At 63.7% G+C, this 12404-nt stretch carries 13 protein-coding genes and 1 pseudogene; 4 read left to right on the forward strand and 10 right to left on the reverse strand.

Going from position 1 to position 12404, the window contains the following annotated elements:
* The 3 genes and pseudogenes from NKI88_RS31125 to NKI88_RS31135 form a co-directional block, all read left to right on the forward strand.
* Positions 1–266, forward strand: a pseudogene (locus NKI88_RS31125) (hypothetical protein); the annotation flags it as partial.
* The gene (locus NKI88_RS31130) at positions 266–904 is read left to right on the forward strand and encodes an HD domain-containing protein (RefSeq protein WP_352659198.1); all 639 of its coding nucleotides are present in this window, start codon (positions 266–268) and stop codon (positions 902–904) included. The pseudogene NKI88_RS31125 and the gene NKI88_RS31130, both read left to right, overlap by 1 nt.
* Before the next feature lie 67 nt (positions 905–971).
* Positions 972–3104 carry a putative bifunctional diguanylate cyclase/phosphodiesterase gene (locus NKI88_RS31135; RefSeq protein WP_352659200.1) on the forward strand — a complete coding sequence of 711 codons (2133 nt, stop codon included), beginning with the start codon at positions 972–974 and terminating at the stop codon, positions 3102–3104.
* Here NKI88_RS31135 and NKI88_RS31140 read toward each other — a convergent pair.
* Positions 3073–3921, reverse strand: a complete 849-nt coding sequence (locus NKI88_RS31140; protein ID WP_352497151.1) for an AraC family transcriptional regulator — start codon at positions 3919–3921, stop codon at positions 3073–3075. The genes NKI88_RS31135 and NKI88_RS31140 overlap by 32 nt on opposite strands.
* A gap of 87 nt (positions 3922–4008) precedes the next feature.
* On the opposite strand from NKI88_RS31140, the gene NKI88_RS31145 reads away from it, so the two are divergent.
* Positions 4009–5223, forward strand: coding sequence for an amidohydrolase (locus NKI88_RS31145; RefSeq protein ID WP_352659202.1), 1215 nt, complete (start codon positions 4009–4011; stop codon positions 5221–5223).
* Here the strand turns inward: NKI88_RS31145 and NKI88_RS31150 are convergent.
* From NKI88_RS31150 to NKI88_RS31190, 9 genes are all read right to left on the reverse strand, one after another.
* The gene (locus tag NKI88_RS31150) at positions 5186–6103 is read right to left on the reverse strand and encodes a fatty acid desaturase family protein (RefSeq protein WP_352659204.1); all 918 of its coding nucleotides are present in this window, start codon (positions 6101–6103) and stop codon (positions 5186–5188) included. The genes NKI88_RS31145 and NKI88_RS31150 overlap by 38 nt on opposite strands.
* On the reverse strand, positions 6081–6224 hold the full coding sequence (locus NKI88_RS31155; protein WP_352659206.1) for a hypothetical protein: 144 nt from the start codon (positions 6222–6224) through the stop codon (positions 6081–6083). The genes NKI88_RS31150 and NKI88_RS31155 overlap by 23 nt, the downstream gene beginning before the upstream one ends.
* Before the next feature lie 38 nt (positions 6225–6262).
* On the reverse strand, positions 6263–7726 hold the full coding sequence (locus NKI88_RS31160) for a RimK family ATP-grasp domain-containing protein (RefSeq protein ID WP_023692866.1): 1464 nt from the start codon (positions 7724–7726) through the stop codon (positions 6263–6265).
* 5 nt (positions 7727–7731) lie between these two features.
* Positions 7732–8829 carry a peptidase C39 family protein gene (locus NKI88_RS31165; RefSeq protein ID WP_023692865.1) on the reverse strand — a complete coding sequence of 366 codons (1098 nt, stop codon included), beginning with the start codon at positions 8827–8829 and terminating at the stop codon, positions 7732–7734.
* A gap of 159 nt (positions 8830–8988) precedes the next feature.
* Positions 8989–9780 (reverse strand): anti-sigma factor family protein, encoded by a 792-nt coding sequence (locus NKI88_RS31170; protein ID WP_023687291.1) that lies wholly within the window; start codon positions 9778–9780, stop codon positions 8989–8991.
* A complete protein-coding gene (locus NKI88_RS31175; protein WP_352659208.1) occupies positions 9777–10295 on the reverse strand; it encodes a sigma-70 family RNA polymerase sigma factor in 519 nt (172 codons plus the stop codon). Before NKI88_RS31175 ends, NKI88_RS31170 begins: the two co-directional genes overlap by 4 nt.
* A 162-nt stretch (positions 10296–10457) precedes the next feature.
* Positions 10458–10874 carry a type II toxin-antitoxin system VapC family toxin gene (locus NKI88_RS31180; protein ID WP_352659210.1) on the reverse strand — a complete coding sequence of 139 codons (417 nt, stop codon included), beginning with the start codon at positions 10872–10874 and terminating at the stop codon, positions 10458–10460.
* A complete protein-coding gene (locus NKI88_RS31185) occupies positions 10874–11116 on the reverse strand; it encodes a type II toxin-antitoxin system VapB family antitoxin (protein ID WP_023705392.1) in 243 nt (80 codons plus the stop codon). Before NKI88_RS31185 ends, NKI88_RS31180 begins: the two co-directional genes overlap by 1 nt.
* Before the next feature lie 47 nt (positions 11117–11163).
* The coding region (locus NKI88_RS31190) for a DUF2339 domain-containing protein (protein WP_352659212.1) at positions 11164–12404 on the reverse strand (1241 nt) is incomplete at its 5' end.

Raw genomic sequence — 12404 nt, forward strand, 5'->3', positions numbered from 1 at the left:
CGGCGGGCGGGGGGGGGGTGCGGGTGGGCCCCCCCCGCCCCACCCCCCCCCCCGCCCGGGGGGGCCGGGGGGGGGGGGGGGGGGGCGCCACGCTCGGCTCGACCGCGGGCACGGCCGGCCTCGCCATTGCCCGCATCGACCGGGTCAAGGCGGCGCTCGACGCTGGCCAGCCGGTACTGGCCGGTGATGTCACCGTCTCACTCGCCATCCCGTCCTGGGCGAAGTTCAGCTTTCCCAGGGAAGCCATCGGCGCGGAGGACGCCTGATGGCTGCCGATCGCGTCGGAGCGCCACCCCGCGCGTGGCAGCGCATGCTGTCGGGACGGCGGCTCGACCTGCTCGACCCCTCGCCGCTCGACATCGAAATCTCCGACATCGCCCACGGGCTTGCCCGAGTCGCCCGCTGGAACGGCCAGACCCGCGGCGATCACGCCTTTTCGGTCGCCCAGCATTCGCTGCTGGTCGAGGCGCTGTTCAGCGAGTTGCAGCCGGGCGCGTCGGCCAATGCGCGGCTGGCAGCACTGCTGCATGACGCGCCGGAATATGTCATCGGCGATATGATCTCGCCGTTCAAATCGGTGATGGGCGGCTCCTACAAGGAGTGCGAGCTGCGCCTCCAGCGCGCCATCCATCAGCGCTTTTCGCTGCCGCCCGAACTCGGCGTCGGCTTGCGCAAGGAGATCAAGCGCGCCGACCAGATCGCGGCCTATTACGAGGCGACGCTGCTTGCCGGTTTCTCCACCGCGGAAGCAACCGAGTTCTTCGGCCGGCCGCGCGGCTTCAATGCCGACCGCTTCGACTTTAAGCCGCACTCGGTGACCTCGGCGCAAGCTGCCTTCCTCAAACGCTACGCAACGCTTGAAAATCAACGCCAGGCAACGGTTGCCGTGCATTCGGCGCAGTGAACATACGCTAAATTAACCAGCGGTAACCACAGTACCGGGTTTCGATCACGGTCAGCAGGCACGCCTCATGTCCGTTGCGCACGTCAAGGGTGGTTCGCCCGTCCGCAGACGGGGAGCCGGAGGCGTCGCCGCGCCACGGCAGATCGCCGACGAACTGCGCCACCAGAACGAGCGCTTTTCGGCGGCCGTCGAGAATATGTCGCACGGGCTGTGCATGTTCGACGCCGACGAGCGGATGATCATCTGCAACGGCAACTATATCAGCATCTTCTCCCTCGACGCGAAGATCGTGCGGCCCGGCATCGCGTTCCTGGACATTCTAAAGCACAGCGTCGACATCGGTGTCGCCTCACAGAGCGCCGAAGACCTGTATGCCATCCGCAAGCCCTATATCGAGCGCGCGCAAGCCTCGACCTACGAGGAAATACTGTCGGACGGACGCATCGTTTCCATCACGCACCGGCCGCTGGCCTCAGGCGGCTGGGTGTCGATCTATGAGGACATTACGGAGCAAAGGCGGGCCGAGCAGGAACTGAAGGAGCAGCACCGCCGCTTCGATGCGGCGCTCGCCAACATGTCGCAAGGCCTGTTGATGTACGACGCCGAAGGCACGCTGATCGTGCGCAACCAGCGCTTCCTCGACCTCTACAAGGTCACGCCTGACGACTTCCCGCTCGGCATGAGCCAGCGCGCCCTGCTCGAACAGATGGTGCGACTGCGCATCTATCCGTCGATGGACATCGACGGCGAGATCGCCAACACCAGAGCCAGCCTGCAGGCCGGTGAGGAGCGTTCGACCGACCGCAGCCTTGCCGATGGCCGAACGCTGCTGGTTGCGCGCCGGCCGCTTACCGGTGGCGGCTGGGTGGCGACCTTCGAAGACATCACCGAGCGCCGGCGCGCCGAAGAGCGCATGAGCCACCTTGCCCATTACGACACGCTGACCGACCTGCCCAACCGCTCGATGTTTCGCGAACGGCTCGACCAGGCGATGGCCGGCGATACACCGTTGGCGATCTTCTCGCTCGACCTCGATCGCTTCAAGGCCGTTAACGACACCTGGGGACACCCGGCCGGTGACTGGCTGCTGAAATGCGTGGCGGAGCGGTTGCGGCACAGCCTGCGCAGCGACACCGATGTGGTCGCCCGCCTCGGTGGCGACGAGTTCGCCATCCTGCAGTTCAATCCCAAAGGCGCCACCGATGCGGAACAACTGGCAAAACGCATCGTCGCTGTCGTCAGCCAGCCGTTTCGCGACAAGGGCCGCGACATGCATGTCGGCATCAGCCTTGGCATCGCGCTGTATCCCGGTGACGGCAAGGACGCCGACACGCTTTTGAAGAACGCCGACATGGCGCTTTACAGCGGCAAGAGCGAAGGCCGCAACGTCTACCGCTTTTTCGAGCCCGGCATGGATGCCTTGGTGCGGGCGCGCCTGGCGCTCGAAACCGATCTCGAGACGGCACTGAAACGGCGGGAGTTCGTGCTGGAGTTCCAGCCGATCACCAACATCGCGTCGGGCAAGATCGTCGGCGCCGAATCGTTGATGCGGTGGAATTCACCGACGCGCGGCCTGGTGGCGCCCGACAATTTCATCGCAGCCGCCGAAGACAGCGGGCTGATCATTCCGCTGGGCGAATGGGCGCTGAAACAGGCCTGCAGTGTGGCCGCCGGCTGGCCGCCTGGAATGCGCATCGCCGTCAATGTCTCGGCAGTGCAGATCAGAAGCGCCGACTTTGCCCGCAGCGTGATTTCGGCGCTGGCCGTTTCCGGTGTGCCGGCCAGCCGGCTCGAACTGGAAATCACCGAGACCGTGCTGATGGATGAGAGCGAGACGGTGCTGAAGACGCTGAGGCAGCTGCGCGAACTCGGTATCCGCATCGCGCTCGACGATTTCGGCACCGGCTATTCGTCGCTCGGCTATCTCAGGCGTTTTCCCGTCGACAAGATCAAGATCGACCGCTCCTTCATCCACGATATCGACAACAAGGACACGGCGGCGATCGTGCGCACGATCATCGGGCTTGGTGCCGAACTTGGCATCACCGTCACCGCCGAAGGCGTCGAGACCGAAGCGCAGCTCGACATATTGCGCAAGGCTGGCTGCGTCGAGGCGCAGGGCTTTCTGATCGGCATGCCGTCAAAGGCCGCCGACATGGCTCGACTTCTCAAGACGAGGGCAGCGTCCCGGCGCGCCTGAACATCCCCGGCGTCATTCCATGCGCGGCGCGGAAGGTGCGCGAGAGATGGCTTTGGTCGGAGAAGCCGGCCGCAAAGGCGGCACCGGCGAGATCTGAACCTTGCCGGATCAGCAGATCGGCACGGCGCAGCCTGCGGTCACGGATGAAGGCAGCAGGGGTGAGACCCAGCACTTTCCTGAAATCGCGGATAACTTGAAAGCGCGTCACGCCTGCGGCTTCAGCGAGCCGCTGCAAATCGAGGTCCGAGTTCAGATCGTCTTCGATGACCTGTTCATAGACCCGGAGCCGGCTTTTCGATCCGAAGCTTTCGACCGCCTCGCGCCGCCGGCCGCCCCAATCGCCATGGCGCAGGATGAGCTTGCGCAAGGCGATCAGCATGGATGTTTCGGCGCTCGTGGCATCACCCGATGTCGAAGCCAAGTGCGCGACGCCTACTGCCTGGACGAGATCGGCATCATCGACGGTCGCTTGTGAAAACAGCGGCGCGCGATCCTGCCCGAGTTCGTCCGCGATCGCACCCACGAGCGAGGCCGAGGGATAGAAGGTGCGGTAAGCCCAGCCCTGGTCGGCGCCCGCCTCGCCGTCATGCCATATCTCCGGATTGACGAGCAGAACCGTGCCCGACGGCGCAAGGACAGTCTCGTTGCCGATGCGGACACGCTCGCACCCTTGCGTGATCAGGGCGACGACATAGGTGGGGTGCGTGTGCAGCTGGTAGCGATGCCGCGTGAAGCGCGCCTTGAGCATGCCAAGATCGCGAAAGCGCGGATGACGCCAGAACTGCGTCGTCTCCTGAGGCTGTTGAATTCCAGACACGGTCAATCCTGTTCAAGACGCTGCCGGCGCAAAACCTTTACGTGCTGGCACAAGGCCGAATTTACGACGGTCGGCAAGGAGAGCGCAATGCTGCACAACGACCCCATCGCCGCCCTCACCCCGCAGGTGGTGGAATGGCGGCATCACATCCACGCCAACCCCGAACTCGGTTTCCAAGAGTATGAGACCGCGCGCTTCGTCGCCGACAAGCTGCGCACCTTCGGGCTCGACGCGGTTCATGAAGGCATAGGCGGCACCGGCGTGGTTGGCGTCCTCAGAGGACGACCAGGCGTGCGCGCCATCGGGCTTCGGGCCGAACTCGATGCCTTGCCCGTGCTGGAGAAGACAGGATTGCCATATGCGTCGAAGAAAGACGGCGTGATGCATGCCTGCGGCCACGACGGGCACATCGCGATGCTGCTCGGCGCCGCCAAGCTGCTCGCCGACAACAGAGCCTTCGACGGCACCGTCTGTTTCATCTTCCAGCCGGCAGAAGAAAATGAAGGCGGCGCCATGCGGATGATCGAGGACGGACTGTTCGAGCGCTTCCCCGTGGAAGCCGTCTACGCCGTCCACAACTGGCCGGGGCTGCCGCTCGGAAAGATCGCGGCCCGTGCCGGGTCGATGATGGCGGCCGTCGACACTTTCGAACTGAACTTCGAAGGGACCGGCGCGCATGCCGCCATGCCGCAGCTAGGCGACGATCCCGTGCTCGCGGCCGGCGCCTTCGTTCAAGCCGTGCAGCGCATCGTCAGCCGTTCGGTCGACCCGGAAATGGCGCTGGTCGTTTCGATCACCCAGATCCATGGCGGCAATGTCGGCAACATCGTGCCGGGCAAGGTCTGGCTGCAGGGAACCTGCCGCTTCTTCGAGCCCACTTTGTCGGACCATTGCGAAAGTCTAATCGGCGACATCGCGCAAGGCATTGCCTCGGCGCATGCCCTCACCGCCAAGCTCGCCTACAAGAAAGGCTACCCGCCGCTGGTCAACACGTCGGCTGCCACTGACCGGGCCGTCCAGGCGGCAACCGCGGTTGTCGGCCGCGAGCAGGTCGAGACCGCATTCAACCCGAGCCTCGGCTGCGAGGATTTTGCCTACATGGTCCGCGAAGCCGGCGGCTGCTATGCCTTGGTCGGCGCAGGAGCGGTCAGACCGGGCGAAGGGCTGCACGGCGATCGCTATGTCTTCAACGACGCCATCGTCCCCACCGTGCTCCGCTATTTCGTCACGCTCGTCGAGCAGACGCTATCTGACGCCGAGCGCCTCAGCGCAAGGTCTCGACGTATTTCTCGTGGAAGCTGACATAGCCGGGTTCGACCACTTTGAGATGGCGCTCGATCAGCTGGTGGAAGGCCGGCAGCTGATGGAAGGGCACGCCGGGATAGGCGTGGTGCTCGGCGTGATACGGCATGTTCCAGGCGACTTTGCGCACCAGCCAGTTGGTCAGCGTGGTGCGGGTGTTTTCCAGCATGTTGGCGACAAGCGGGCAGCGGCCATGCTCGGCCAGCAGATAGACCCTGAGGAAGGGCTGGCCGAGCAGCGCCGGCACGATCCAGACATAGAGCAGTACACTTGCCTCGAACCACAGGGCTAGCGCGGCGACCACGACATAGAAAGCGATCATGGCGCGGGCTTCAGTGCGCACCTTGGGCAGGCCTTTCGGCGGCACGTAGCTGTCGTGGCAGCGGCCGGTCGCGTTGGCGTAGAGTGTCTGCAAATGACCCCACCACACCGGCAGGCCCGAGACGTGGACGATGTATTGCCGCCTCGTCTCCGGTTTCGGGAAGGCGAGTTCCGGATCGTTCTCGGGATCCTGGGTGAAACGGTGATGGCCGAAGTGGAAATAGCGAAACCAGTCGGCGGGCAGCGCGATCGCCAGGCTGCAGACGCTTGCGGCGGCATCGTTGAGCCACTGCGTCTCGAACGCCGTCCTGTGCACCGTCTCATGCAGCAGCGTGAACAGGAAGACGATGAGAATGCCTTGCGGCAACATCAACAGCGGCCAGTACGGCACCTTGGCCGCAATCAGCCCGCCGATAGCCACAATCGCGCCGAGATGGAAGGCGAGTTGGACCAGACCCGGCCCGTCCGACTTGCCGGTCAGGCGGCTGCGCTGCTCATTGGTCAGAGACGCGACGACGTCGCGATGGTCTCTGGGTTCAAACTGGGCGGATACGGTCATGGCGCCAAGCTACTCGATGCACGACAAGCGCGTCCGGCTTCAATCTGCCGCGCTCGCCGAAACGGCGGTAGATCTCCTTGCGGTCGCAGCCGGTGAAATCCTCGATGACGATGAACTGCATTTTTCCCCCTCGGTTGAATTACCGCCCGGGACCGCAAACTAACGCCCGGGACGGTCCAGCCGCTCCAGGAACCATTGCGTCAGCCGCACCCAGACTTCGTCCTTTTCGCCGGAATCCTCCCAGCCATGGTCGAGGTTCGGGTTGTCGTTGACCTCGATGACGAAGACGCCATCCTTGGTTTCCTTGAGATCGACGCCGTAAAGCCCGTCGCCGATGCAGCGCGCCGCCTTCACCGCGGTGTCGACGACATGCGGCGGCGTCTCTTTCAGCGTGAAGGTCTTGATGCCGCCCTGGTCGGGCTTGCCGCTGGCCTTGTGGTTGACGATCTGCCAGTGTTTTTTCGCCATCAGATAATGCACGGCAAACAGCGGCTGCCCGCCGAGCACGCCGACGCGCCAGTCATATTCGGTCGGGATGAATTTCTGCGCGATCAGGAGATCGGAATCCTCCAGCCACTCGGTGGCGAGCGTCTTCAGTTCTTCGAAGTTGCCGCATTTCTTGACGCCGCGCGAGAACGATGAATCCGGGATCTTCAGCACCAGCGGAAAGCCGAGCGTCTGCGCGGCCAGTTCGAGGTCCGAGGTGCCGGCTATCATCACCGTCGGCGGCACCGGCACCTTGTTGTAGGCCATCAGTTCGTTGAGATAGACTTTGTTGGTGCAGCGGATCATCGACAGCGGGTCGTCTATCACCGGCATGCCTTCCTGCTGGGCGCGGCGCGCGAAGCGGTAGGTGTGGTTTGAGATCGAGGTGGTCTCGCGGATGAACAGCGCGTCGTAATTGGCGAGCTTGGCCAGGTCCTTCCTGGTGATCGGCTCGATTTCGACGCCCATCTTTTCGGCGATCTTGGCCCAGTAACGCAGCGAGGAAATCTCCGACGGCGGCAGTTCTTCATGCGGATCGACCAGCGTGGCGAAGGTGTAGCGTGCCGGCGTGCGGCCCTTGGTGTCGCGCCACTCGCGGTTGGTGTACGTCTCGAGCGCCTGCACGAATAAGGCTTCTTCCTCCTCGGCCATCCTGGCCAGCGGCAGGAAGCCGATCTTGCGGATCGAAGCCCATTCGGCGCTGTCCTTGATGTGAACCTCAAGCGCCGGAGCGCGGAACCAGTCGAACAACAGCTTGGCGAAGCGGTCCCAGACCTTCGACGGTCCGATGCCGAAGAAGATGCAGATTTTTTGCGGGAAAACGCCTCCGAGATCCTTGCGGCACTTGTTGAGCGCCAGCTCCAGTTCCGGCAGCGCGTGCTCGTAGAGCTTGCGCTCGGACAGGTCGATCATCGTCTCGACCGTCGGGATGACCTTGTGGCCGCGCGAACCGGCGAGCAGAGAGGCATAATAGCCGCGGCTCTGGTAGGCGTAATTGTTCGATAGGTTGATGACCTTCGGCTGCTGGCCGCGAAACAGCGCCGGATGCGCAAGATAGTCACGGTTGGTGATGATCTTGTGCGGCGTCGCCGCCGGGTCGAGATCGTTCTGACGGCCGGTGAGGATGACCCAGGTCATTGTTATCAGCGTTTCCCAAGTGTGATGGCAGCACGCAGTCCGTCGCGGCCAAATTGCGCCATGTTCATGAAGATGCCGTGCGGCACGGGAATGTTGGCGGCATCGAGGATGGTCTCCTGTCTTTCGTCCTCGACCCAGGGATCGTGGATCAGGATGTGGTCGCCATCGTCGCCGATAGCCAGCACCCAATGCGGCACCTTCTTGCCGAACATCAGGAAGCCGCTGATCAGCACCAGCACCAGTTTTCCCTGAGCCAGGGCGCCGCGGATATCGTCGATGGTGAACGGACGGTAATTCACCGGGATGCCGTAAAGTTCCGCGCGGCGGCGAAAGTCCACCTGGGCAAGTTCCATCACTCGGCGCTTGTCGTCGCTGCGCACCGATTGCAAGAACAGCGCGCCATAGAAGGACACGAAGATTTCCGCCGCAAGCCCGCTTTCGTAGCCGGAAACCGCAAGGCCGAAGGGCTCGCAGCCGCCCGGGCCGGACATCATGAACACGGTCGTTGCCTCGCGCCATAGGCGGATTTCCATGACCGGATCGGGCACGAAGCCGGAATCGAAATTGGCCATCGCCATCATCAGGCAGCATGGACCGCAGGTGAACTCGCAGGTCTGCTGGTAGAACGGGACTTTGGTGGCGACCGGAATATCGCCGCGCAAGGTCTTTTCGTAGCGCAGCGCGGTGGCGCCATCCTCGTAATAGTGGGGCTCGCGACCGATCTTGCGGTAGCCGCTCTGCTCATAGATGCCGATGGCGCGAAGATTGTCCTCGCGCACTTCGAGGCGCAACATCATGCGGTCGTGCTCGAAGGCAGCTTCTTCGGCCGCTGCAAGCAGCATGCGGCCAATGCCGCGGCCGCTGAAAAACGGGCTGGTGGCAAGCGAATAGAGCCGGGCGACGCCGCTGCCCTTGCGAAACAGCACGATGGCGTAGCCGGCGACACGGCCATCGCTTTCGGCGACCAGCATCTCGGCTGTCTCGCGTTCGATCAACAGGCGGAAGGAGCGCCGGGAAATGCGGTCACTGGAAAAAACCGCCTTCTCGATGGCGGCGAGGTCATCGACGTCGGACGCGCGGGCCTTGCGAATCTCGGCAGGCATGCGGGTTTGGAAAACCTCGATTGGGTGGAGGAAAAGGCCGCGGTCAAAAACGTCGCAAACATCAGCCGAAACGCTGATATCCATCAAGCGCTATCGCACTTCGAATAGGGCCGAATTGTGACACTTTCTACCCAGGCGCATTCCCGAAACGGAATGCGCTTAACTGGCGATACCCGCCAGAAGCTGACCGTAGGCGCGCTTGGCGACCGCAGCCAGCTGCTCTCGCGGCAGCGAGCCGACGACGGCGCAGGCATAGCCCTTGTCCAGCCAATAGACCGCCTCGGGACCGTCGGCGTCGGCCATGTAGGTGCCCTTGGACTTGGCTGAGGAATCAGCGGTAACGAACAAGGAGATGCGCTGACCCTTGGCGTCCTCGTAAAGCAGCATCGCTGCCTTGCCCTGGCCGGCGGGCAGCAGCCGGCCGCCAACCAGCTGGAAGCCTTCCGCCACCAGATCCGGCGCCACCAGTTTCAAGCCGACGCGGTTGGACAGCCAGGTCTGCAGGTGATCCTTGTCGCTTGCCGGCACTTCCACCGCATGGCGCTGTTCGGCGGCATAGATGACATGGGCGGCGATAGCCTCTTCGGCCAGTTGGTCATCGGCGCCATCTTCCCTGCCGATGCCGTCGATGCCGGCAAAATAGCCGCCAAGACCGCCGATGACGAGCACTGCGGCCGCCGCGGCCGCAAGCCACCAGCGCGACTGCCGCGCCGCCGCCTTGGTCGCGCCTTCACCGCTAACGATCTGCTTGAACAGCACCGGCACGGGCTCGTCGAGTACACCGGCAAAGGCGGCGCGCAACGCGGCGCGGTCGGCGGTGTAGCGGGCGCTTTTGGCCTTCATTTCGGGATTGGCGTCGATCCAGGCGTCGTAGGCGGCGCGCTCGTCGCCCGGCAGCTCGCCGTCGAGAGCCATGTGGATATCGCGTTCGGAAAAATCGCGGCGGGTCATTTCTCGACGATCCTTATCGAGCGGCGGCGCGCCGTGTCATCGAGCAGGCTGCGCAGCTCCTCGCGTCCGCGCGCTATGCGCGACATCAGCGTGCCGGCGGGCACGCCGAGAATGTTGGCGGCTTCGGCATAGGAAAACCCTTCGATGGCGACCATGACGAGAGCGGCGCGGCGGTCGGGGCTGATCGCCTGCAATGCGTCGATGATCTCGCGCGAGGCGGCGTTCTCGGCCTGCTCGGCGGGGACTGCCTGCGCCTCGTTTGCTTCGAGCGGCAGGATCGCCGCCTCACCGCGCCGGTTCACCTTGCGCATCTGATCGATGAACAAATGATGCATGATCGTAAACAGCCACCTCCGGGGGCTTTCTCCTGTCTGCCAGCTTTCAAGCCGCAAGAGCGCTCGTTCGAGGCAATCCTGGACGAGATCGTCGGCGGATTCGCGGTCGCGCAGAAGCGAGCGTGCGTAGCGGCGCAAGCGCGGTATTTCGCCAAGGATTGCTGCCTTCTTTTCGTCCATGACCGCTGGTTCTGAGGTCGCCCTTGTTTAACCCGATTGAACGCGCCTTCCCGGCGCGGCGCAAGCGGCCAGCGCGAAGCGGTCTGCCGCCCCGGTCACCCAAGCAGTGAGATAACGAGGTGATCGGCTAAATTATTCCCCGCAATCAACAAAAGGGCCGAATTATCCTAAATCGGTCTGTGCGAAATCATGGCCTTTGTATAGCAGTGGAAGATCGCGGCCTTTCGCGCAGGCGTAAGCAAAACAGTCCCCGAGATTCAGATCCGCTTTGTGGCCAACGGCTTTGCCGTAACGGGCACTCGCGTCAATGGCCCGAGAGCTGATGTTGTCGTCAATGGCCAGACTCTCTCCCATGATCTCCACAATGAACTCATCGATCAGATCGCGGGCTTGGAGAAGGGCTTCAGCGCTGGGTCTGCGCGGGCCGGCGCCGGCCCGTGCCAATGCCTGTGTTGCTTCGAAGTGAACCAACGGAGAAACCCAGACCTGCCCGGAAAAACCGGATAGCTGCTTCAGCAATTCCTCCCACCCAGGTTCCTGGTTGAGAATGGCGACGATCACCGACGCGTCGACAAACATCAGTCTTGCCACATCTCGTCGGTGAACTTCTTCATATCGAAATCGGGATTGGGCAGGCCAAGCTTCCTGGCCCTGTCCTGAAGACTGGCGATCCGATCGCGCAGCGGCACCTTCGCCCGATTGCGCTCAAGTTCGTGCACGAGCGCGACCCGCACCGCCTCCGTTTTGCTCGGAGCGTTCGTCTCGCGTTGCAATCTGCTGGCCAGCGCATCCACTTCGTCGTCGCGGATATAGAGCGGCATCGAATATCCTCCGTTGGATATTCATATATTCCACCTCGTATATCACTTCAAGTTGCAGCGTTGGCCTCCCTCGCCGCCCGCGTCAGCAGCCGCTGGTAGAACAGGCCGATGCCGATCAGCACGGCGCCAAGACCGATGAAGGACAGCGCCCTGAGCACGCCTTCCAGTTCCGACATGTCGAACAGGAAGACTTTTACCACGGCAATCGCGATCAGCGCCGCCGAGGCAATGCGCAGCACCTGCGACTTCAGCCAGACGCCGGCGGTGAGCAGCACGACGCCGATGATCAGCCAGAGCGCCGAATAGGTGTAGGTCTCAAGCTGCCCGAGGCCGCTCCACAGGCCGATGAACTCGCCCTTGAACACGCGCCTGACCGACAGTGTGGCGTAGGCGAAGACAAGCAATGCCGCCACCACCGCCAGCATCTGCGCATACCATGGCGGCCGCTTATACCGGGCATAGAGCGCCAGCCCGCCGGCGGCGATGGCCGGCAGGAGGTAAGCCAGGAACAACAGGTTGAACACCGGAATCTGGCCGGTCGATTCATCAGTGAACAGCGGGTTCAGCACCAGGAAATGCTGGAAGACGATGAAGGCGACCGAAACCACGCCGGCGGCCATCGAGCCGTAGCGCAGCACAGAGCTTGGCGAGCGCATGTCGATCGCCAACAGTATTGCGCCGGCGCCGATGGCGATCAGCGTATAGATCGCCTGTTCGGCGAGCGTCACCGGGCCGGTGTCGATGACGCCACCATGCATGGCGTGGCGCACCAACATGGCAACGGTGAGCAACGCGAACAGTGCTGCACCCGCCTCCATGGCCAGGCGCGGCCGGCCATCGCCGGTTGGTAGCGTGGGGGTGGTGCGGGCGAGTTGCCAGGCGGCAAAGCCGAAGGCCAGCGCCGGTACGCCGTATCCCGGCAGCAGCCAGTTGAACACCGGCGTCGTCGTCAGGAACTCGGCGCCGACGATGGTCGGATCGAAGGCGACGCGGCCGAGCACGGCGACGACCGCGCCGACCGAAATCCAGCCCAGCACGGGATAAGAACGCCAACGCGTCGCCAGCGCCGGCACGATGGCGGCAACGCCGGCAAGCAACGTGGTCCAGCCGGAACCGAATGCCATGTGCAGCATCAGGAGCCCGGCCAGAGCCGAGCCGCAAAGCGCGAAGGAGACGGCGACGTCGCCCTTGAGCGGCGGCTGTTCGGCGCGCGCAATCCATTCGCCGCCGGCGGCGGAGCCGCCGCCCCGCACGGCCGCGTCCGCTGGCGTGACCAGGTGGTGCGCGG

This window comes from Mesorhizobium sp. M0317 (genome assembly GCF_040321555.1).
Taxonomy (GTDB): Bacteria; Pseudomonadota; Alphaproteobacteria; order Rhizobiales; family Rhizobiaceae; genus Mesorhizobium.